Source organism: Psychrosphaera sp. B3R10, assembly GCF_018861025.1.
Lineage (GTDB): Bacteria > Pseudomonadota > Gammaproteobacteria > Enterobacterales > Alteromonadaceae > Psychrosphaera > Psychrosphaera algicola.
The window spans coordinates 1-21,341 of sequence record NZ_JAHKQH010000021.1 but is presented as its reverse complement, the minus strand read 5'-3'; the positions used below and the strand labels follow the sequence as shown (position 1 = coordinate 21,341).

The 21,341-nt window shown below is 38.2% G+C and carries 21 protein-coding genes; 7 read left to right on the top strand and 14 right to left on the bottom strand.

Translation table 11 applies throughout. The annotated features are described in order from the left end of the window. Positions 1–27: 27 nt before the first annotated feature. From KO525_RS06960 to KO525_RS06940, 5 genes are all read right to left on the bottom strand, one after another. Complete coding sequence (locus KO525_RS06960; RefSeq protein WP_215963078.1) at positions 28–555, bottom strand: NUDIX hydrolase; 528 nt, start codon at positions 553–555, stop codon at positions 28–30. A 122-nt stretch (positions 556–677) separates the two neighbouring features. Beyond that, the gene (locus KO525_RS19650; protein ID WP_252736536.1) at positions 678–1,592 is read right to left on the bottom strand and encodes a hypothetical protein; all 915 of its coding nucleotides are present in this window, start codon (positions 1,590–1,592) and stop codon (positions 678–680) included. Between the two features lie 203 nt (positions 1,593–1,795). Next, positions 1,796–2,134 (bottom strand): DUF3718 domain-containing protein, encoded by a 339-nt coding sequence (locus KO525_RS06950; RefSeq protein WP_215963077.1) that lies wholly within the window; start codon positions 2,132–2,134, stop codon positions 1,796–1,798. A gap of 337 nt (positions 2,135–2,471) precedes the next feature. Further along, positions 2,472–4,253, bottom strand: coding sequence for a GGDEF domain-containing protein (locus KO525_RS06945; protein ID WP_215963076.1), 1,782 nt, complete (start codon positions 4,251–4,253; stop codon positions 2,472–2,474). 246 nt (positions 4,254–4,499) lie between these two features. Continuing rightward, complete coding sequence (locus tag KO525_RS06940) at positions 4,500–4,895, bottom strand: hypothetical protein (protein ID WP_215963075.1); 396 nt, start codon at positions 4,893–4,895, stop codon at positions 4,500–4,502. A gap of 572 nt (positions 4,896–5,467) precedes the next feature. On the opposite strand from KO525_RS06940, the gene KO525_RS06935 reads away from it, so the two are divergent. The 5 genes from KO525_RS06935 to KO525_RS06915 are packed head-to-tail and all read left to right on the top strand — an operon-like array spanning position 5,468 to position 14,287. Further along, positions 5,468–9,241, top strand: coding sequence for a DUF1592 domain-containing protein (locus KO525_RS06935; protein ID WP_215963074.1), 3,774 nt, complete (start codon positions 5,468–5,470; stop codon positions 9,239–9,241). Continuing rightward, positions 9,238–10,593 carry a DUF1552 domain-containing protein gene (locus KO525_RS06930; protein WP_215963073.1) on the top strand — a complete coding sequence of 452 codons (1,356 nt, stop codon included), beginning with the start codon at positions 9,238–9,240 and terminating at the stop codon, positions 10,591–10,593. The genes KO525_RS06935 and KO525_RS06930 overlap by 4 nt, the downstream gene beginning before the upstream one ends. Positions 10,594–10,639: 46 nt before the next feature. Continuing rightward, positions 10,640–11,989, top strand: coding sequence for an L-fucose:H+ symporter permease (fucP, locus tag KO525_RS06925; protein WP_215963072.1), 1,350 nt, complete (start codon positions 10,640–10,642; stop codon positions 11,987–11,989). A 38-nt stretch (positions 11,990–12,027) separates the two neighbouring features. Further along, positions 12,028–12,552: a sigma-70 family RNA polymerase sigma factor gene (locus KO525_RS06920; RefSeq protein ID WP_215963071.1), complete on the top strand. Its 525-nt coding sequence runs from the start codon at positions 12,028–12,030 to the stop codon at positions 12,550–12,552. Further along, positions 12,542–14,287, top strand: coding sequence for a LamG-like jellyroll fold domain-containing protein (locus tag KO525_RS06915; RefSeq protein WP_215963070.1), 1,746 nt, complete (start codon positions 12,542–12,544; stop codon positions 14,285–14,287). The genes KO525_RS06920 and KO525_RS06915 overlap by 11 nt, the downstream gene beginning before the upstream one ends. Positions 14,288–14,476: 189 nt before the next feature. Here the strand turns inward: KO525_RS06915 and KO525_RS06910 are convergent, their stop codons facing one another. Then, entirely contained in the window at positions 14,477–14,911 is a 435-nt protein-coding gene (locus KO525_RS06910) for a hypothetical protein (RefSeq protein WP_215963069.1), read from the bottom strand. Between the two features lie 366 nt (positions 14,912–15,277). After that, the gene (locus KO525_RS06905) at positions 15,278–16,987 is read right to left on the bottom strand and encodes a sulfatase-like hydrolase/transferase (RefSeq protein ID WP_252736537.1); all 1,710 of its coding nucleotides are present in this window, start codon (positions 16,985–16,987) and stop codon (positions 15,278–15,280) included. A gap of 423 nt (positions 16,988–17,410) precedes the next feature. Here KO525_RS06905 and KO525_RS06900 point away from each other — a divergent pair, with 423 nt between their 5' ends. Beyond that, the gene (locus KO525_RS06900) at positions 17,411–17,650 is read left to right on the top strand and encodes a type II toxin-antitoxin system ParD family antitoxin (protein ID WP_215963068.1); all 240 of its coding nucleotides are present in this window, start codon (positions 17,411–17,413) and stop codon (positions 17,648–17,650) included. A gap of 54 nt (positions 17,651–17,704) precedes the next feature. Next, entirely contained in the window at positions 17,705–17,941 is a 237-nt protein-coding gene (locus tag KO525_RS19645; protein WP_371744384.1) for a type II toxin-antitoxin system RelE/ParE family toxin, read from the top strand. 58 nt (positions 17,942–17,999) lie between these two features. Here the strand turns inward: KO525_RS19645 and KO525_RS06890 are convergent, their stop codons facing one another. From KO525_RS06890 to KO525_RS06860, 7 genes are all read right to left on the bottom strand, one after another. Beyond that, positions 18,000–18,443, bottom strand: coding sequence for a hypothetical protein (locus KO525_RS06890; protein WP_215963067.1), 444 nt, complete (start codon positions 18,441–18,443; stop codon positions 18,000–18,002). Positions 18,444–18,571: 128 nt separating this feature from the next. Continuing rightward, positions 18,572–18,871, bottom strand: coding sequence for a type II toxin-antitoxin system RelE/ParE family toxin (locus KO525_RS06885; protein ID WP_215963066.1), 300 nt, complete (start codon positions 18,869–18,871; stop codon positions 18,572–18,574). Then, positions 18,859–19,116 (bottom strand): type II toxin-antitoxin system Phd/YefM family antitoxin, encoded by a 258-nt coding sequence (locus KO525_RS06880; protein WP_215963065.1) that lies wholly within the window; start codon positions 19,114–19,116, stop codon positions 18,859–18,861. Before KO525_RS06880 ends, KO525_RS06885 begins: the two co-directional genes overlap by 13 nt. A gap of 166 nt (positions 19,117–19,282) precedes the next feature. After that, positions 19,283–19,570, bottom strand: coding sequence for a hypothetical protein (locus tag KO525_RS06875; RefSeq protein WP_215963064.1), 288 nt, complete (start codon positions 19,568–19,570; stop codon positions 19,283–19,285). Between the two features lie 110 nt (positions 19,571–19,680). Then, complete coding sequence (locus tag KO525_RS06870) at positions 19,681–19,974, bottom strand: HigA family addiction module antitoxin (RefSeq protein ID WP_215963063.1); 294 nt, start codon at positions 19,972–19,974, stop codon at positions 19,681–19,683. Next, complete coding sequence (locus KO525_RS06865; protein WP_215963062.1) at positions 19,974–20,252, bottom strand: type II toxin-antitoxin system RelE/ParE family toxin; 279 nt, start codon at positions 20,250–20,252, stop codon at positions 19,974–19,976. The genes KO525_RS06870 and KO525_RS06865 overlap by 1 nt, the downstream gene beginning before the upstream one ends. A gap of 162 nt (positions 20,253–20,414) precedes the next feature. After that, entirely contained in the window at positions 20,415–21,134 is a 720-nt protein-coding gene (locus tag KO525_RS06860; RefSeq protein ID WP_215963061.1) for a CPBP family intramembrane glutamic endopeptidase, read from the bottom strand. Between the last annotated feature and the right edge of the window lie 207 nt (positions 21,135–21,341).

Here is a 21,341-nt window from a genome sequence, read left to right as displayed (position 1 = left end):
CAAGATGTAAATCAGTGGTTTTCCTTACTAGTTTTCTAATCCCAATAATTGCTTAACAATAAGTTTTAATAAAAAGGTTTCTCTGACAATAGACAATCCTTTTTTAGGGTTGCTCGCTAAGGTTTCTTCATTATGCTTTATGGCATCAAAAATATTGATCCAAACCGGTGTCATGCCATTTTGAATTTCGTGCGGTTCTAACTTTGTGGTCAACAATTCACTATCGATATCACACACAAAGCAATAAGATTCCATGTGGACAATATCAAAGTCACTTTTGTGCCATGGCCGAAACTCTTCATATAAACCAAACTCTTTAATATTAGTTACGGAATGAGCACCGGTTTCTTCTCGCAATTCTCTTATTAATCCTTCTACATGGGTTTCACCGTCATCTATGCCACCTCCTGGTAATGTGTAGTCATGGTATCTTTGGGTGTAAAGAAGCAATATATCTTCACCCTTAAGCACGATGGCGCGTGCCGCTTTACGGGTAAACGTTGGGGCAGAAAGATCTCGTATTTCAGGGTGAACAGCTGACTTCAATAATTTCATGTATAAACTTTAGGATTTAATTTCAAGAACTAAGAACAGGTACTTAGAATAATTTAATGGCCGCCATTTTAGGTATTTACTAAGAAAATAATAGTTTTATTATATGTTCCAGAGGCTCGATACTAGTTGTTTCTATCGTGAACATAAAAGAGTGTTTGTAACCATCTTAGATCTTCCGGTCCAAGTGAGGCTTGTTTATGCAGCCTACTGTCTTCATAAACCTCCTTATAAACATGACAAATCGCTTTTTCAGTTAGCTCACGCCACCTATCATCGTCCAACTCTTTAATGCTGCCATCAGCAAGGCTTGGGTCAGTTAGCGGGTCATGTTGTGATTGAGTCGTCCTTAGCGCAAACTCTAATTCTTGTAAGATCGGATTAATAACTTGCAAGGTATCCGCGCCTTCAAATTCCTTAGCAATATGTGCTTCTGCTTCTTTTATCGATTTATCTAATTGATACTGAGAAAGCTTTTCACCCGTGGGACGCAGTCCGTATCTATTAAGTAAGCCACCAACGCTCGGTATGAGTGCTTTAGCTGCTATTCCTGCTCCTAATAGAGGATTTACAATCGCCGCCAGACCACCCACTAACAACATGCCATAGGTGAGCTTTTTATCAAGTAAATCAATTTGGTTGGCTAACGATTCAAGACTATTTAGTTTTCCATCGTTTCGAGTCCTAACCAACGTCTCAGCAGATTGACGCATAAAACCTTTAAGCATTTCTTCCGAATGTTCGTTCGGGAAATGGAAAATACGTTTTTTCGGAAGATTATTAATTTCTGGTACGCCGTTTGGTAAACACCGCATTGTATGTAACGCAAATTTATAGTCAGATAGCTCGTAGGGGATAACAAAGTAGTGTTTTTCATCGTATTCGGTATCGTCGTAGTTACCCGATTGTTCTGCCGACATAAATATCGGCAGCCCGTTTACCTTTTCTTTAACAAGGGTATAACCCGACGTTAACTCTTCTGAAGCCTTATCAGCCACAGAGCGAACCGCAGATAAACCTTTTTTTAGAAAGTTATGCATTGAGGCCGTAAATTCCTTTTTAAGTAAAAATACTGAATAGTGTAGCGCCACTATATAGGAAAATTAATAGAAAAATCACAGGTTTTCACCACCCACAAAAAAGTGAGCAATAAGCTCACTTTTGAGTTAAATCATTATCGAACCCTGTATGTTTACATTCAGATTTTGAGTCTGACCGCTTACATCAGTCCAAACGACGTTGCCTAGTATTGTACAGCGGCTAAGTCAGTAATTTTTACTTGAGTATCATACTGACCATTCATCAGTAGATTATTAATTTTGGCTGGATTTTCAGCGTGCGCTTCCACAAAAGCTAAGATGTTCTGGTCATTACACGTAACTTTTTCTGCAATGAAGTTTTTACTTAAACGGGAGTCTTTAATTGCTTTGTGCAGTTTAATTCGATCTCCTTGTGCTGCAACAACACATAGGTTAGTGGTGACATAATCATCAGCAGCGACAACTGAATTTGCCGCATTTGCCATACCAATTGTTGAAAGAGTTAATACGATTGTTGAAAGTGTTTTAGTTAATTTGTTCATAATTTTAATCCTCATGTTTAGTTATTTTCTATTTTGCAACGAGGGTGCCAACATTTAATTTATATAATTAACAATAACTTAAATAAAATTCGATACAAAAAATCAAAAACAAAATAAACTCCAAAACCAATATGTGGTCATATTAGCCAAAATTTAGCATCATATAAAAATGGAAGTTAAAATTGATTTAGGACGGTGGCAATTAAGTGTTAAATGACATCCAATTTCAGAGGTTATTAAAATGAAATGTAGATATATAAGCGTCTAGTATCGATAGAAGCGGTCTAATTAAATGGGACTAAAGCGCTAAAATCCCCTAGCTTATCGCAGGTGTTTTTTATGCATTAGATAATGTTACATTAAGCACTTGATCCGTTGGGTTGACACAAACTTGGTTCTTACCGTTGTTTTTTGCAGTATATAGACGTTCATCAGCTATTTTGATCAGTTGCTCTAAGGTGTTGTGACCACCATGCAAATCCACAGCGCCCATACTAAATGTCATATGGTTTAAACCATGTTCTTGTCCGCTATTACTGAGTTTAACTGAGATCCGCTTAAACAAGGCGTTAGCTTCTGCCTCTGTGGTATTTGGCAGAATAAATAACCACTCTTCACCACCATACCGACCAAAATAATCAATACTTCTAACTGCAGACTTCGAAGCATCCGCAAACAGTTTTAACGCCTCGTCACCAATGTCATGTCCATACTGGTCATTAATCTTTTTAAAGTCATCAATATCTGCAAGCGCAACGGTCATCGGAATACCAGTACGTTTTGAAACGTCTACTTCCCTTTCACCACATTGTAAGATTGAATATCTATTTTTTTCACCAGTCAATGTGTCTGTGGTTGCTAATTTTTCATATTTTAGTTTTGATTTATGATTTTTCTGATACATAAATAATACAAACGAAAGCCCAACGATGAGTAGACCAACAAGTAAAAATAAATTAACCATATGTTGTTTGTTATTTTCAATTTTAAGCTCAGATACTTTAAGTGTTTGTTCCTGTAACATTGCCTTATTTTTTTGTTCGGCCACTTTATAATTTGCTAACAACATGTCTAAGCTTTCTTCAGGTAACGACTGTTCTAAAATTGATTCGTAATAGTATTCCTGCCACACAATTGCCTGTTCAAAGTTATTTTGATTCTTAGAGATTAAAAATAGGAATTTATATAACCTGGATTTATCCAAACCAGTAAGTATTTTTTCTGTGAGTAAGTCGTTGATAACCGCTACTGTATTGTCATACAAACCATATTCAAATAATAACTCAGCCAAACTGACCCTAGCGCTGATCGAAGAACGTCGCACACCAAACATATCGAATAATTCTATGCTGTTTTCAACAAAACGAATATTTGATTGTGCTGTATTTCCAACATTGGCTGTGCCTAACAACAATTGCACATCCGCTTTTGTAACACTACTTGGCATATTGTTAATTAACTGTAGCCATTGCCTTTTTTTTGCAAAAAATTCGCGATCAGAATCAACATTCCTTAAAGGAATGGAGTCACCAATATGATACAAAACATAAGCCAGTAACTCTTTATTTCCTTGTTGCTGAGCAAAACGCAACGCCTCTTTGTAGTAAGCTTGGTGTTCCAATTGCAGCTCGGTCTCTGCATTCCAGTATAAATTTCCGATTAATACAAACAGTCTTACTTCAATCTCAGTGTTAGCAATCGGGTTAAGGTAAACGTTCAGTTTCGAAAGGGTTTCAATGGCTACTTGATAATCGACATCCCAATAGTGACTTTGTAATACCGTAAACAGCTGCCAATGAAAGTAAGGATTATTTTTATTTAGCAAATGCTGATTAGCGATCTTATCTCTAAGTTCAACAATGCTTCGTCCGTCGTCTTCTGCATCTGCGATGGCAAGTTTAGTAAATGTGAGGTGTGATTGATCAAAACAAAGTGCTGATAGTATATGAGTTTTATTTTTGAGATCCGTTACATTGAGTAATTCAATTGAAGAGTACACTTCCTGTAAAAAGGCATCTTTGTTATTACATTCTATAGGGGATAGCGCGTTAGCCGTGTTTGAGAATAAACATACGGCTAGGTAAAAAATGACGGCCCACCGACTTTTTACAACATCCATTTAATAACTATTCCTTTAAATTCCATTTATTTCGGGTAAATCCACTAAAGCCATTTCCGATATTAAAACAACATTAGCGCTATAATTTACCAGAGCTATAATTTACCAGAGCTAAAGACACAAAAAAAGCCCCTTTTACTTTTAGGGGCTTTGTCAGAGTTTAAACTTATTTTTCACGTCCTTATAAATGGCATTCCTACAAATAACATATTGCGAACACGAATTTATTTATACATAGCAATACAACTAATATGCCACTTTAGCTTTGTTTTTAAGTTTATCCTTGAATACAGGGTACAGATTATACGTAGGGTAAAATTCCGTAGAAAACGCCTTCCATGCACTTTTTTCAACAGCAAGATTAACCTCTCTTAGTTTATGGGCCGGCACCTCCAAAGTAACCACCTGCCCTATGCCCATCATCACGTACCAGCTAACAACCGTTACCCCTTTTGGTGGAAAGTTGTCAAAAAAACCTTGTTCTTCAAGGATTTTTTGAAACTCCTCAAAACTATGGCTTTGATCATGTTTGAGAAAAACAGTCAGTAATATCGCATCGTCAGGTTGCTTATGAGGGGTTTTAGATGCAAACGATGTAAAGCTAAGCATTAACAACACAATTAATATAAATAATTTAGACATAACATTGACCTTTTATGGGGGAAGGAACACCTCATATTCGAGGCGCGTTTTTCCGTTATTCATTTTAGTATTAAAAATTAGACCTAGCGCAAATAGTAAATGATTAAGCCAAGACTTAACACCAAATATTAACGCTCTAGCAACCCTGCGTATTTTGCAATACCTATCATTAATTTTATTGTAGCAGGCTTCGATAAAGTGTTGTCCAGAAAGGCCTCCCCCCCTTTAGCTTTAGCCTATGTAAACATCAAATATATTAGCGGTGCAGAGCAATAAAATGGACAAAGAAAGTAACCACCGAATAAAAGCTTAAATAGCGTAACCCTGTCATTTATCGCTCCCCACATCGCTAAAAATAAGAAGTGTCAAAAAAAGATTACGTTCTTACTCTGCTAAATCGAATCTGTTATCCAAGTTAATAAACGGTTTTTGGCTCCCAAACCTGTTATAAGTATTTTATTATAAATAATGAAACACTTTGCTTAGTCATGACAATTATATAAAACAACCAAAATAATAATAATGTTCAATGCTGTTTGTTTTCGGATTAACAGCGACAACTAGGGAAAAAGATGTATTTACGTAGATTGATTAAACCAATTCCAATTTTAATTGGTTTAGCATTAATAATAATCGCCTCCGCGCTTACAATTCCATTTAATGAAATAGATGGTCAAGGTATCGCCCGATTCTTCGGACGTTTTCATGTATTGGTATTACACTTCCCCATTACACTTATCGTGCTAATTCCAATCCTAGAGTTCTTTGTACGCAAGAAGTCACCGCCTCAAATTAGCGAAATTATTCTGTTTATATGGTGGTTTGCTTCGTTCTCGGTTTTTGTCACTGTTATGTTAGGTATGACTCTAGCCTCCAATGAAGGGTTTGGTTTTGATCAAATTCAAACCCATTTAACCGCAGGTATATGCGTTGCTCTAATAACCTTTATTTGTACAGCGTTAAAGCACACGTTGATTAGTAAAACCAGTGAAACTGGTGAAAACCCCAAAAACCAAATATTGTTAACCTCTATCTATACAACCTCATCTATCGCGTTACTCATTATTTTGTTTTTTGCTGCCCACGCTGGCGGCAATTTGGTACATGGCGAAACCTACTTAACGCGGTTTGCACCTAACGCCATTAAATCATGGTTACCTGAAGACGCTAAGGCATTTGATTTATCGGAAAGTAACGACGAAGTGTTTGTGCAAACCATCCAACCCTTGTTTGATAAATATTGCTACAGCTGCCATGGTGACGAAAAACAAAAAGGCGGAGTACAAATTTCAGCGCTAAATCCAGACTTTGTTAACGGTTACGATGCCCCGCAGTGGCATGCAATATTAGATATGATTAACTCTGGAGAAATGCCACCGCCGAAGGAACACCAACTCAGTACAGAAGAAAGACGTGCCGTAGTAGATTGGCTTACAAATGGTATTGCTACCGCCAAAGAGATGAAAAAAGGCTCAAGCAAACAGGTAATGCAACGCTTAACTAAACAGCAATACTCAAATACCTTACAAGACTTATTAGGTGTATCGGTAAACTTTGAGAGTGAATTGCCTGACGACCCATTATCCGAAATTGGTTTTAGTAATAATGCCGAACTTTTGTCGACATCAAACTTGCATCTCGAAACCTTCCAAAAAATTGCCAGAAGCGCATTAGATAAAGCAATTAACTTGGGCGACAAACCAGCAGTAAGTCATTACCGAATGCATTTTGGCAAAGGTATCGGTAAGGGCGAACCTAATACTTTGACAAAAGGTTATATGGAAGTTGCCGTTGCTAAAAATGATTTTTATGTAGAAGTTTTGGATGAAAATGGACAGGCGAAAAACGGCCAACAAGTAGAACAAATAAAACCTTATTTCAGTGCGAGTTTACGAGGTTCAAATCCTAGACGATTCAAAATGATGGAAGATGGCATCACTCTTTATTCCGCGTTGCCGCACAAGGAAACAACTCAAGCTGGCAGATATGGCGCCTGGAACGGTCCTTCACCTAACTTATCGATGCAAATTAAAGATCAATACCCACGCAATGGCGATTTTGCAATACGGGTGAAGGCGAGCAAAGGATATGCTTTTGACGTACTAGCGCTAAATGCGAAGTCATTAACCAAAGCCAAACCTTTAGCTGAACTAGATAAAAATAATACCTCGCTTAAAAAGCCAGCTAAAGGTGTAAATCGATTTGTTGTTTTAGCTAAAAATGCAAAAAAGACAATTGGTTTTGAAAAACCAACTAAAGAGACACAAATATTATTACCTAGTCCAAATAGTAAAAACGTGTCTGGCGAAATTGTGGTTCAGGCACCAGCGCGTGGCGGTGACTATTTTCAAATAGATTTAGTACACCCAGCATTGCCAAAAGGCGTTAACAGTCATATTAATTTGCAATTTACTAAAGATATTGGCTTTAACACACCTCTTGTCTCCACTGATAAATCAACGGCAAACAATTTGGTTGTTTCCAGCATAGGGGTCGCTTACTTAGTTCGAGGTGACAAACTAAAAGTAGCATTTAGCAGTGACAAACACTTTCCCGGTTTCAGCCACCTTGTATTTACAAAGTTAAAGGCTAACCATAAACATGTTAAAAACCTACCTGCGAAATATCTCGACAACAGTCAGTTTGAAGACGCTGTACCAGAGATCATGCCTTATATCGGAACCCGGACCGACGATGGTATGGATTATAAAACATTTACTAAAAGTGTCCGCGTAGAAAATATTGAAGGCAACCAAAAAGTCTTTAGTTTTTATGGCCGCCTAGAAAACCTGCCAATCCCTTTCCATGGTACACAGGGAGATCACATTACCAGTAGCAGCTTAAAAGTCGGACTTTGGAATAATAATTTAGTAAAAAGTTCAGATGAATTTGGCAGTCCTTTGCATATAGATTACATCGAATTTGAAGCCCCCTATTTTAAACAGTGGCCTACGCAGGCACATCAAAAGATCTTCATAGAATCGGCGAACAAAAACAATCCTGAAGTCTACGCCAATGAAATCATCACACAGTTTGTATCAAATGCATATCGGCGACCCGCTACCGCAGAAGAAGTGATGTTTTATTTTAATTATTGGCAAAACATAAAAGATGATTACTCGTCCTTTGAAGAAAGCATAAAAGAGACCTTAGTTGCGGTTCTATGTTCAACAAACTTCTTATTTATATATCAAGCTGATGATGAACAAATGAAGGCAGAGCTCACTGACTCTTTAACACAAGCAGCACCAGTTATAACGACGAGTAAAGTAAGTGATGAGACAACGCGACAAATGCACCAATACGCATTAGCAAGCCGTTTATCCTATTTCCTTTGGAATTCACCACCTGATAATGAATTGTTGATGCTTGCCAAAAATGGCCAGTTGGAGAGTCAACTAGAGACACAGATGAAACGAATGATAAACGACGACAAAGTCATGCGTTTTATCGATGTATTTACGAGTCAATGGCTAAGATTAGACAGACAAAAAAATCAATCTGTTGATATTGCAACCTACCCCGACTACACCCGTTTTATTAAACAAGATATGGCGCTAGAAACCCAACACTTCATACGAATTTTACTGCAGGAAAACCTACCAGCATTAAATTTGGTTAAAGCCGATTTTACGATGTTAAATCAAAATTTAGCGGAGTTTTATGGCATTGAAGAAGTCAGAGGCAGTGAGTTTGTCAAAGTACTTTTAGGTGAAGATAATGCTCGAGGCGGTTTATTATCCCAAGGGACTTTCCTAACAGGCCATGCCGACGGCGTACATAGCCACCCTGTTAAACGAGCTGTATGGTTAAAAGAAAAGATCTTAGGGGATTCTCCACCTCCGCCACCTCCTAATGTTCCAGAGCTTGATCCCGACACCCCTGGATTCGAAAACTTAACATTAAAACAACAATTAGAGTTGCATAGAGACAAAGACTCCTGCCGAGACTGCCACGCTAAAATCGATCCCTTTGGTGTTGTATTTGAAAAATACGATGCGGTTGGTCGCCTTCGTGCATCTTATAAAGGTGGCGAAATTGATGATTCTGTCGTTTTACCAGACGGCACAAAAATCAAAGGTACAGCAGAAATTAAGCAGTACCTTGTGACCGAGCAGAAAGACAAGGTGGTCTTATCGCTCATCAAACATCTATACGCCTATGCCCTTGCCAAAGAAGTCAGTTTTCATGATGAAGACGCGTTAAATGCCATATTAACCGAAGTTAAAAACAACCAGTACCAAATGCAAAGCATAATTACATCAATAATAAGAAGCCCGGCATTTGTTAGAGCACCTTCTGCACAAACAGATAAACCAGCGCCCAAGTTAAAGGAGAAGATATGAATTACATTAAAGGGTTTAAATTAGATCGCCGCAGTTTCATCAAAGGTATTGGCGTGGCGGCAAGCTTGCCATACTTAGAATGTATGGCGGAAACTAAACAACTTGGTAGTCGACTCACCGCCCCTAAACGCATGTGTTATCTGTATGTTCCTAATGGTGTTAGTTTGCCTGGCTTGGACTCCGAATATAAACAATGGAACTGGTTTCCTTCTGGCGAAGGCGACAATTATGAATTCACCAACGTATTGTCTTCACTCAACCCGCACAGACAAGACCTTTCAATTATAGGTGGTTTAAGCCACCCAAAATCGAGAGAATTACTTGGACATATCGCCGGTGATAGTTTCTTAACAGCTGGGGATCTCCGTGGCGATTACAAAAATAGTATTTCTGTAGACCAATACGCTGCTGCAATTAAAAAACACAATACCCGATACCCGTCATTGATCCTTTCCGCCGACGGCGGTGTTGGGTTTAAGTCACGAGCTTCAACCTTATCGTTTAATCATCAGGGTAAAGCCTTGCCATCTGAGCATAGCCATAGACAAATTTTTGAGCGTTATTTTGCCCCAGACGGCCAAAACACATCTGTCGAACGCAAGAAAAGTTTGCATCGAGACAAAAAGGTAGTCGACTTGTTACTCGAAGACGCTAAACGATTGCAAAAACGTTTGGGCGTTGCAGATAGAAATAAAATTTCTGAGCACTTAGCGTCGTTAAATGATCTAGAAGAACAGATTAAGCGCAATGAAGCATGGTTAGACATCCCGTTAGGGGCCTTTAATGCGGATCATATTGACCTTGCAGTAGATGCTAAAATAGACCCACAAGCCTATATCCGCACTATGTACGACCTTATTGTCTTGGCATTTCAACTCGACCTAACGGAAGTGGCTTCATACATGATTGCCCGGGAAGACGGCATGGGACTTGGAGATGCATACCCTAAAATTCAACTAGGCCTCAAAAAAGGCCACCATGCAATTACCCATGATAAAACAACCGGACATTGGCAAGATTGGGGTAAATATGACCAATGGCTTGCAAGCCATTTTAGTTATTTTATTGACCGAATGAAAAATACGACCGACCAATTCGGATCGCTATTAGACAACACGCAAATACTTTATGGCAGTGCATGCAGTAACACCCATAACGCTCGAAATTGCCCACTTATTTTAGCTGGCGGTAAAAACATGGGACTTAAACATGGTCGCTATCACAAGTTCTCCGAAGACATCCCAATGTCTAATTTATTTCTAAAAATGCTTCAAGCCGGTGGTGTACCTACAAGTCAATTTGGAGATAGTAATGAACATTTGGCGGGGTTTAGTCCGCTATTTACAGGGTAATTCAAACTACTCATATTAATTATAATAACGAAAAGATGAGAACATAATGGAAGTTAATCAAACAATCGAGGCGGCCCCAATCAGGCGAACAGCCCAAACAGACGCGTCAAAAGATGCTAATAAGATTATTTCAAAAGGCTTATTATTGCCCTTTATACTGATTACTGCCTGTTTTGCCCTATGGGGCGCGGCAAACAACATGACCGACTTGCTCGTACCTGCATTTCAGAAAGTACTTAGTATGACCTTGTTTCAATCTTCATTTATCCAATCTGCCTTTTATGGTGCTTATTTTTGCATGGCATTACCCGCGGCTTATTTGATCCAAAAGTACAGCTACAAAAACGGTGTATTAACTGGATTAACAATTTACGCCATTGGTGCTTTTTTATGTTATCCAGCAAGCCAGGCCATGAGTTTTGAATTTTTCCTATTTGCCTTTTATGTATTTGCCTCTGGTTGCGCCATCTTAGAAACAGTTGCTGCGCCATACATTATGTCTATGGGGCCAGAAAAAACCGCAACTCAACGGATTAACCTTGCGCAATCGTTCAATCCAATTGGTGTGTTAATGGGCGTATTTTTAGGTAAGGAAGTAATATTAAAAGGCTTAAATAGTGCAAATGAAACTGAACGAGCAGCCTTGTCGCCAGAGCAACTCAATACTATGCAAGCTCAAGAATTAGGTAATGTTGTCTCGGCTTACGTAATCGTCGCTCTTGTCGCATTAACATTGGCCGCATTTATCTTTTTCACTCGCTTTCCGTCTGGTAAGTCAGACGACAAATTTGGAAATTTAAAAGCTTCGTTTGGCAGATTAAAGAAAAATAGTAAATGGAAGTTTGCGGTTATTGCGCAGTTTTTCTATGTGGGTTGCCAAGTTGGAATATGGACGTATGCCATACGGTATATCATGGACAACCTATCGGGCATCACAAACGAAGCTGAAGCAGGAGACTATGTCTTTTATGGCCTGTGTGTTTATACTTGTTTTCGTTTTATCTGTACTTTTTTAATGAGTTATATTCACCCAGCTCGTCTTCTAACAATAATGGCAAGTTTAGCAATCGTGTTAATTTCTATTGCCGTTTTTGTCGGCGGTAATATTGGTACTTATGCCTTGTTAGCTTGTTTTTCTTGTATGTCATTAATGTTCCCAACTATTTACGGTTTAGGGTTAACTGGCGTTGGCGAGGACCGAAAACTTGGTGGCTCATTTATTATTATGGCCATTTTAGGTGGCGCGATAATTGTACCTATTCAAGGTCGTATCATTGATCAAACCGCCAATGTAAATCTTAGCTATTTGCTACCGTTATTCTGTTTTGCGGTCGTTTTAGTCTTTAGTTTATTTGCCCGTAAACAAGAGCAAGCCGAAGGTTATGTTAATGACTAATCCGACTGGCATCAACAACGTCAATAGCTGATGTGGACATGACTAAAGAACATCAATTATTTACATCGTTTATTCGGCAATATCAAGCGACTCTCAGGAGCTATATTCGTGGACTTGGAGTATTTTCACACGCTGTAGATGATATTGCCCAAGAAACCTTTATCGTTGCATACAAAGAGTTGGAAAAGTTTGATCAAAGTTTAGATTTTGGTCATTGGTTAAAAGGTATTGCTCGAAATTTGGTTAGGAATGAAACTCGTAAACATGCTCGGCATAACCGAATAATGAACGACAAACTAACCCTGTTTCTAATTGACTCGTTTGAACAAAGTTATGAAGTTACTTTTGGTGAGCATCAAGAGGTTAATGCATTAAAAGAATGTATCAATGCGCTACCATTAAAAAGTAAAGAACTTATTGGTCGTAAATATCATATGGAAGACGACACTCAGGTCATTGCCGAGCAAATGGCAATGACCCCAACCGCCATTCGATTATCGCTGATGAGGATCCGAACTAAATTGAAACAATGTCTAGATTTTAGGTTGAGTTATGAACAATAACATGGAGCATAAAAAACAGTTTGAAGCATTGCTTGCACTACTTTTAGATAACAAGCTAGCTGATCACGAGTTTGACGCGCTTATCGCATTGGCCGAACATAATCCCGAATTAAAAAATCAACTCAGTGAACAACTCACTATTGATAATTTAATTCGACAACGATTTGAAGCGACCGACCAACTCGATAATTTTGTGAACCAAACGGTTACTACTGCTTTTGAAAATAAGACCAATAAACGTTTTGAGTCAGACATTATTTCAGCAATTACCAACAATCAATTTGATAAAAGGCCAGCCGATGACAATATTGTTCGAGGCTATTTTCCTTGGTTACTAACCGCCTTAAGCACAGCGGCATGTGCGTTGTTGTCATTTCATTTTTTAACGGCCGAGCCTAATCACGACAAATCCAACCACGCTGAGGCCACTCAGTTAACCACACAATTATCAGAGCCAACAGAGCATAAAGCCAAACCTCAATACGAATATCAAGATCTGGGCGTTGCGGTTATCGCCAATGCCATTGGCTTGCACGAAAACGCCATATTTAAAATTGGCGACTCTGTAAAACCCGGTCAATTACATTTATCAGAGGGCTTTCTTGAGCTCGAATTTTACCGCGGCGCACAGCTAAAAATTTCCGGCCCGGCCGCCATCAATATTATTAATGAAGAACGAGTAGAATTAATAAGTGGCAAAGTAATGACCGATGTTCCCAAAGTGGCCATCGGTTTTACTATCGATACACCTAATAGCGAAATCATAGACTTAGGGACCGAAATCGGGGTTGAAGTAACAAAGGATGGCTTATCTCAAGTCCATGTTTTTGAAGGCTTAGTTGAAGTTAGAAATGACTTAGGCTATCAACAATTAATTGAAAAAGGACAAGCAATAAATTTTTCTGGGGAGACCCGTTCTGAATGGCGCGATGATATCGCCTCAAAAGCCAAATTTGCCGAGTTTAATACTATCGACGATCTCACTGGCACAGCAATAAGCCAACAGCATCAAAAATGGCTTTCAGTTAAAGCTGAGGTTCTCGCTGACTCCAATTTGGTGACGTATTACGACTTTGAACCAAGTGCTAAAAAGCCTAGAATTCTCACTAATTTATCCAGCCATGGCGATAAACATCACGGCGCTATCGTTGGTGCTCGTTGGAGCCAAGGTCCATGGCAAGGCAAACACGCGTTAAAATTTAAACGAGCAAGTGACCGCGTTCGTGTTGATATTGAGGAGAAGTTAACCAGTTTTACCATGGCAACATGGGTTAAAATAGACAGTTTAGATAGAAGATATAATTCTCTGTTATTAACCGATGGATATAAACCCGGTGATATACATTGGCAGATTTCTAACTATCGTGCCCAAGGTATAAATGCAGGGATTGGCACTATAGTTTTAGGTTTATTTTCACGCGAACTTGGCCCCAAAAACTATACTTATGAACCATTTTTTTCTGTTTCAGATTCGGGCACTTGGTATCATTTGGCAACGCGAGTTGACAGTGAACTTAAAACCGTCTCATTATTTGTCAATGGCGAAAAAGTCAAACAAACTAAATTAATGAAACCTTCAGATTATTGGTTGATTGGCCCGGCTTCCATAGGTAACTGGGACCCCAAACGGCTTCAAAAGCCATTAAGAAACTTAAATGGCAGCATTGCGGAAATAATGATATTTAGCCAAGCTTTAGATGACAACTACATTAAGCGTTTGGCCTTAATTGACTAACATTTTTGAACTTGAGCCACACAATTGTATGTTAATTTGTGGCTCAACAATCGGCCTTGATCGATTACCTCAAAATGAATCTAACTCATCTAGGCTCTCCAATAAAGGACGAACGTTACGGCTAAATTTCGTGATATAGGAGATACTAGAACTTTTATCAGCCTAAGGTTAACTGGCTACTCGGAGATATTATTCGATACAAGGTTTACTCACTTTATTGTTTGTGCCTTCTTCAATAATCCAGTATAAAACGCGCATGCCGTCTCGTTTTTTAGTTGCCAAGTAAACTTTGCCTTTTTCTGCTTTAAAGACAACGCAACCATCTCCCGATACTTGACCCTGAATATATTTCAACTCAATCTTATTATTACCGATAGGGATTTTTGCTGTTTCTGGATAACCGTCCATAGACATAAAGTCGTATGTACTTTCACCGTTTATTGAGGAAATGTAGAGTCTTTCATCGAATGCGACAAAAATACCATGGTCATGCTCTGAATCGGCCTTTAGCGTGACAAGATCAGTGTCGGCTGTATTTACAAGAGATTTAGGTACATATACCGATGTTGATTTACACCCAACAAACAAAAGACACATACTAGTTATTAATATATTTCTAAACATAAAAACCTTAAAGCAGCTAACTATCGTCGCGCAAACATACGTTAGCCTCGTTGTTTATTTTCAACCAGCGTAGCTTGAAACCTTAAAACAAACAAGATACTAGAAGTGTACAAGCGTGTTGTTATTGAGCTATTTTCCAAGCTCGGTTCTTGCCCATACAAAGGCAAGATACCTATAATAAATACAACCAGAGCATAAGCCCGCACGCCCCAAACCAGTAAGCCGGCAAAGGCAACAGGTCTATTAACCCATTGCCGTTGATTAGCTCTGCTAGGTGCACAAAGAAACAACTCCTAAAGCTTTGCCCCTAAGCTCTATCCCTAAGCAGTCCCCCTGTCCGAGGCCGTCGATATAGTCGTGCAATAGTTAATAAGGGTCTTGTGGTTTTATTTTAATTATCTTTTCATAATCAACTATTTTGTTCTCTTTTTTCCATTTGTCACACATAGCTGTTAGTTTTTTTACCAGGTCTGGTTTTAATTTTGCCAGATTATTAGTTTCACCCGGATCGTTGTTTAAATCATAAAGTTCGTATGTGATCCCTGGTTTCGCAAGTGTTTGTAGATACCAACCAGCCTCAATTAAAAGCTTCCATCGACCTTGATAAATGACGCTTTGCTGTCCTTTATCGTTGAAAAAAATAGCTTCAGGCGGTAACATTTTTTTGCCTTTAAGACTCGCCAAAACACTCCGCCCGTCTGGTTTTCTTGGTACTGATCCATGAAACTTTTCAGGAAATTCGGTGTTAGTGATCTCTAGTAAGGTAGGAGTTATGTCACCAACCCACACTAAATCATCTGAAATCGTTCCCGGCTTTATTACGTCAGGCCAACTCGCAATAGCATGCGTTCGTGCACCACCTTCCCAAAGCAAGGCTTTAACCCCTTTATAAGGTGAATTCATTAGATCACCAATATGAGATGCCGCACCATTATCTGAAAAGTACAAAATAAGCGTATTTTCATACTCGCCATTATCTTTTAGGCTTTGTATCAGCTTACCTACATTTTCATCTAACTTCTCTACCATAGCAGCGTGTACAGCAGCTTGTAGACGGAATTTCTCAATTTTTTCTTTATCTTGCTTTGTCCATAAAAAGTTATTATTAGCGATATCACCATTTTGCGGAAACAAGCCTGCAGAAACCAATCCCTTATGGCGATCATCAGCTACTTTTTGTAGATCTGTATATCGTTTTAGATATTTTTGAACGAGTTCTTCTGGAGCCTGCAGTGGTTTATGTGGCGCTCGGTAAGCAACATACATAAAAAATGGATCTGTTTGATCTGTAGCTTCTTCTATCAAATCAACGGCTCGGTCTGTAATGCCGTCGGTTGAGTAAAAGGCTTTCCCCGATTTTCCATGACAAGCACCATAATGCTTTTTGAGAAAAGGTGTGTCAGCATAGCAGTGCATATTATAATTATAATCGTATTTTAACGTTGCCCTATCATTCCCATCATAATATTGATGTTCATCTTCCGGAGTCGCAAAAAGATTTCCTTGTGCTCCAATGAAAACTAAGCTTTTCTGAAAACCTCGCTGAGGGGGCAAACTAAGGTAATCTTGGTCCATTTCATATTGGGTCAGTTCCATACCTGAATGCGACGCTATCCATTCTGGTGACATTTCTTTCGGGTTCTCTTTAATATAGCTTCCACCTAAATGCCATTTACCAACCATCATTGTTTGATAACCATTACTTCCAAGTAATTCGGAAATTAACGGTTGCTCATAAGACAATCGCCCACGGTGAGCTTCAAAAGGTAATTCACGCACCCAATCACCAACAACGCCGCCACCAAAACCAACGTGTGCAGCATCTACCCCAGTTAATAAAGTTGCACGTGTTGGACTACATCTGGCATTACTATAAAAGTTACTAAAACGGACCCCATCATTAGCTAGTTGATCAATATTAGGGGTTTCAATTTCACCACCAAAACTTCCTAAATCGGTATAACCAGAGTCATCTGAAAGAATAACGATAATGTTAGGTCGTTTATCTTCTGAATAACTACTAAACGAAAGCAAAATGGTGAGCATAACAAACCAAAGAGTTAATAATTTTTTCATGGATTCGCATCTATTGTTTATTGTTGACAATTAACGAGTATATATTAATGAATAATAAAATACAGTAAGGCAGAGCAAGTTTATTTTATAGGCTATAACTTTCAGCTCAGATCCCTCGTCATTCGTAAAGATACATAAAAGTGACTAAATTTGATTAAGGCATGCGCACATGTTTTTAATTGATTAAGAAAGCTTTAATGGAATCTTTATTTCTATAGTTACGGCAAACTATCCTACTCGAAGACACTACTGTTCAAAGGGGAACACAAAATGGAGAGCTAGAACTGCCCTTCCTTATTCATTGATGATATTTAATAGACGCGTAGCGGCACGGCAAAAAGCCAACTGTTTTTGTCCGTTTGATTACCTTGATATATTTTTCAAACTATTACCCAATATATATTGGTACTTGAGGTTTACATTATGGCTAAGAATACGAGCGTAACATTAGGCGAGCATGTTGATAAATTTATACATCAGCAACTTAACTCAGATCGTTCTGGCACTGCAAGTGAAGTCATTCGTGCTGGTTTAAGAGCATTGGAAGATCAGGAAGTAAAAATACTTAATTTAGGTAATATGCTTATTGAAGGTGAAAACAGTGGTGTTTCCGATTATTCCTATGATTCTTTGATCTTTGAGTTGGACAAAGATAACCACTAATACCTAAATTCACATTATCAGGAAAAGCTAAAACGATTTAATAAAAGTAGCAAAATACACTCTTTAACATGGGAAACCGCTCAACGAAATGATTATTTAATACTATTAGTTAATACGTTCCATCAATTAGCTGATGAACCTGCGTTAGTAGTTAATTGCGATTATTTAAGAGAAGGTTACAGAAAACGCCCTCAAGGTGGTTACGTAGTTTATTATAAAAAGCACAAAACAAATCAAATTTTGATTGTAAGAATGTTACACAAAAGTATGGGTGTTAATCGCGCGCTCTGAAAAATATAAGGCCGCATTCAGAGGCTAGAGGCTAAAAATAGTGATGCACGAACAAAAGCTAACTTGGTTTTGTCCTGTTTAAATGCCCTATACGTTTAAACACAAGCAACCAGAGTACTGGTAGCAATATAATTTCCAAAAATACACCGACAGAACCAATATCACCATAAACAAGTGTCGTTTTAAAAAAACGAACAAAACCATTAGGATCAAGCGGTATATAATTTATGTTACCGTGAAAAAGCATAGAAACTAAAATAACAATAGAAATACTTAACCACTTTTTACTTGGTTCATAACTATGAACGAGAAATGCTGGGATCAAAGCAGCTAAGCCAATACCAACAAAATTTTGAGCGATATGGTAAAAATCAAAATTATCTTTCCATTGAAACCACCAAAATATTTTACCCGCAGCAGCAATCCCTATTGCGGAAATTGTCAGTGCATAATAACAAGTGGCTATACACATACTTAGTAAGATTAATTTTAGGTAATTCATACAATATCCTTAAGAAGCGTATTACGCCTCGTTAAGAGGCAAATAATATGTTGGCTAAAATTGCGAGGAACGAGCACTAGCCAACTATTTAGCAGTGTCCGTTTAAGCAACTTGTATGGATAATAACTTCACCAAATTAGCAAGAACCGCCTAAGATCTTGTTCTTGACGCATAACGTGCAATATAAAAACCTTGTTCCCATCAATTTTATAAAATACTCGACATGGCTTTATTACTAGCTCCCTGTAATTAAGGGTCGGTATTTCCAAAGGAACTTTTCCCGATTCGGGGTGTACTTCTAGCCTTTCTATTTTACTAAATACAGTCTGAACTAGTTTTTTCGCAGCAATCAAATTAGCCACTGCAATGTATTCAGCAATTTCATCAAGCTTATTAAGAGCTGGTTGTGTCCAAACTATTTCAGCCATTTATTCATTTGCTCTTTAGCCTGCGTATTTGAAACGACTTGCTCATTTCTAATTGCCTGCTCTCCTCGAGCGATTCCTTCCAATATCGACATACGCTTTTGCATCATTTCAAAATCATCAACATCGACCAAATATGCAGATGGCTGACCATGCTCAGTAATTAAAACTGGTTCTTTAGAAGAATGGAGATCTGCCAATATTTTAGTGGCCTGCCTCTTTAAGGTTGTAACTAATTCTACTTTCATAATCGAACTCTTAACAGGGGTGAGTGCCACTATAGTATCACTGAAAGCAAAACTTTCAACTGTATAGCTAACGCCCAAATAATGGGCGGATTAGCTTGGCTAAAATGTGAAGCGGAGCGAAACCTAGCCAACTGTTAGCAGTCCCGCTTAATTTTCTTTTTATATTTCAGTTGCTTCTTTGATCTGCAAGAAATGCCGCATACTCAGATCTAGCTTTACTATCAGGTTTTATACCTTTAGATTCACACCAGCTAACAAGCTTACTAATTTTGATAGATATCTTTTTAACTTGCTCGCCATTAGCCCTAAGTTCACCAATAGCATTTTCAGCATTATGTCGCCATTCTTGATAAGTATCATCTAGCGTAGTTGGATCATCTACTGTTTCTTTTAAACACTTCCATTTTTCAGGCTGAAACCATGCGAAAGAATAAACTATTTGTTGTTCACTCATGCTTGAATACTCCGTGAAATATAACGCCTAGCTAAGAGGACAATAATGATTGGCTATAATCTTGGAGTGATGGCCAACTGTTATTTTTCCTTTTGAGCAACTTATAGTTTTTATGCCACTGTAAAATTTACTGCATGAACATTTGTTAAATTAATTTGCTGTTTAGCATGCCAAAGATCATAGTTATCTTGCATTGCTAACCAACTCTCAGGGGTTCTGCCAATTGCTTTAGACAAACGAAGTGCCATTTCTGGTGAGATAGCACTTTGCCCTTTTAGAACCCTATTTAAAGTAGATGATGCTACATCTAATTGTTTTGCCAAATAACGACAGCTAAAGCCTGCTGGCTCTAGATATACGTCATAAATAAACTCTCCAGGGTGTGGCGGGTTATGCATAGTCATTAGTGATAGTCCTCATAGTTGAGAATATATGCATTACCATCGATGAATTCAAAAGTAATGCGCCAGTTACCATTTACTGTAATAGACCAAATCCCATCACGATCCCCTTTTAATGGGTGCAATTTAAAACCGGGTAAATTGATATCATCAATTTCTTGAGCGGTATCTATTGCGGTCAGTTGCATACGTAATTTACGTTGATGTTTTGCCTGAATACCTGAAATACTTCCAGTTTGGAAGTATCTCTTAAGGCCTTTGTGTTTAAAAGATTTAATCATGCAACAAGTGTAGCGTGATGCGCATCAGTTGTCGATAAGAATATAACGCCTACTTAAGTGGAAAAATATAGTTGGCTAAAATTGTGAACGGAGTGAAACAGCCAACTGTATTTTTTCCGTTTGAAGTTCTTGTTAGCTTTCAGTCTACGATCTTTAGATACTTTAACTATTGTAGGTTGATATAAAAGCAATTGTATTGCCAACACTATGTGCAATTATAGTAGGCCACAGGTTGCGTCCACAACGATAGTAAGCCGTTCCCCATATTAAGGCTAAAACACCAGCTCCCACTATCCCTCGAGCTCCTTGCCAAAAATGAGCTAAACCAAAAATCAGTGAAGATACAACAATTGCCAGTATCCAACTTTTAGTTGTACCACCAAACTTCTTCGCAAGAAAATTCATAATGAATCCTCTAAAAAGTAACTCTTCACCAATAACGGCTAGCCACATCAAAGGAGTAAGTAAGAGTAACAAAGGTAAATTCCCTACCAATACACTTTTTCTTGGTGATGAGTCCGTCACTGTCCCTACAATAAGATCGAAAGACTCCATGACGATAGAGCCACTCACAAGTCCAATCAGTATAATGATTAATGCCCAAAGAGATGCGAACAATAATGATCTAAATCTAGTACTGCCAAATGTGGGCCACGACAACCCAAGTTCTCTAAGGTTATTACCATTATTTTTATATATAAAAATTAAAGAGATTGTCAAAACGAAATAGGGAATACTTCCACCTAATACAGGTAGAAAATCATAAATATGACCAAAGTTTTTTGATTCACGTATATAAATTAAAACTGCAAACACGCAAAAGGTAATAAGGTAGAGGTAATTAGCTTTTTTGCTAGATATTTTGTTAACTAAATTTTCCATTTTAAATCCGTTTAAATAATCTTACACCCAAGCCCGTATTGAAAGCTAACGCCCCAATAAGGGGCTAAAAATTGTTTGCTAAAATGTGTAGCGAAGCGAAACCGAGCAAACTGTTTTTTGTCCCGCTTGAACAGCTTGATACTTATTGAACCTTCTCCCCGAAGTTTAGCTTTTAGCTAAACTTCAAGGCGACCAAACCAAAAGGAG

Bases quoted from the DNA above. Each gene is read 5' to 3' on its own strand.
- KO525_RS06930 (WP_215963073.1), top strand. From the start codon at position 9,238: ATGAATTACATTAAAGGGTTTAAATTAGATCGCCGCAGTTTCATCAAA.
- KO525_RS06870 (WP_215963063.1), bottom strand. From the start codon at position 19,974: ATGACTATGCATAACCCGCCACACCCTGGAGAGTTTATTTATGACGTA.
- KO525_RS06910 (WP_215963069.1), bottom strand. From the start codon at position 14,911: ATGTTTAGAAATATATTAATAACTAGTATGTGTCTTTTGTTTGTTGGG.
- KO525_RS06885 (WP_215963066.1), bottom strand. From the start codon at position 18,871: ATGGCTGAAATAGTTTGGACACAACCAGCTCTTAATAAGCTTGATGAA.
- KO525_RS06915 (WP_215963070.1), top strand. From the start codon at position 12,542: ATGAACAATAACATGGAGCATAAAAAACAGTTTGAAGCATTGCTTGCA.
- KO525_RS06940 (WP_215963075.1), bottom strand. From the start codon at position 4,895: ATGTCTAAATTATTTATATTAATTGTGTTGTTAATGCTTAGCTTTACA.
- KO525_RS06945 (WP_215963076.1), bottom strand. From the start codon at position 4,253: ATGGATGTTGTAAAAAGTCGGTGGGCCGTCATTTTTTACCTAGCCGTA.
- KO525_RS06950 (WP_215963077.1), bottom strand. From the start codon at position 2,134: ATGAACAAATTAACTAAAACACTTTCAACAATCGTATTAACTCTTTCA.
- fucP (WP_215963072.1), top strand. From the start codon at position 10,640: ATGGAAGTTAATCAAACAATCGAGGCGGCCCCAATCAGGCGAACAGCC.
- KO525_RS06865 (WP_215963062.1), bottom strand. From the start codon at position 20,252: ATGATTAAATCTTTTAAACACAAAGGCCTTAAGAGATACTTCCAAACT.
- KO525_RS06900 (WP_215963068.1), top strand. From the start codon at position 17,411: ATGGCTAAGAATACGAGCGTAACATTAGGCGAGCATGTTGATAAATTT.
- KO525_RS06960 (WP_215963078.1), bottom strand. From the start codon at position 555: ATGAAATTATTGAAGTCAGCTGTTCACCCTGAAATACGAGATCTTTCT.
- KO525_RS06920 (WP_215963071.1), top strand. From the start codon at position 12,028: ATGACTAAAGAACATCAATTATTTACATCGTTTATTCGGCAATATCAA.
- KO525_RS06890 (WP_215963067.1), bottom strand. From the start codon at position 18,443: ATGAATTACCTAAAATTAATCTTACTAAGTATGTGTATAGCCACTTGT.
- KO525_RS06905 (WP_252736537.1), bottom strand. From the start codon at position 16,987: ATGAAAAAATTATTAACTCTTTGGTTTGTTATGCTCACCATTTTGCTT.
- KO525_RS06860 (WP_215963061.1), bottom strand. From the start codon at position 21,134: ATGGAAAATTTAGTTAACAAAATATCTAGCAAAAAAGCTAATTACCTC.
- KO525_RS19650 (WP_252736536.1), bottom strand. From the start codon at position 1,592: ATGCATAACTTTCTAAAAAAAGGTTTATCTGCGGTTCGCTCTGTGGCT.
- KO525_RS06880 (WP_215963065.1), bottom strand. From the start codon at position 19,116: ATGAAAGTAGAATTAGTTACAACCTTAAAGAGGCAGGCCACTAAAATA.
- KO525_RS06875 (WP_215963064.1), bottom strand. From the start codon at position 19,570: ATGAGTGAACAACAAATAGTTTATTCTTTCGCATGGTTTCAGCCTGAA.
- KO525_RS06935 (WP_215963074.1), top strand. From the start codon at position 5,468: ATGTATTTACGTAGATTGATTAAACCAATTCCAATTTTAATTGGTTTA.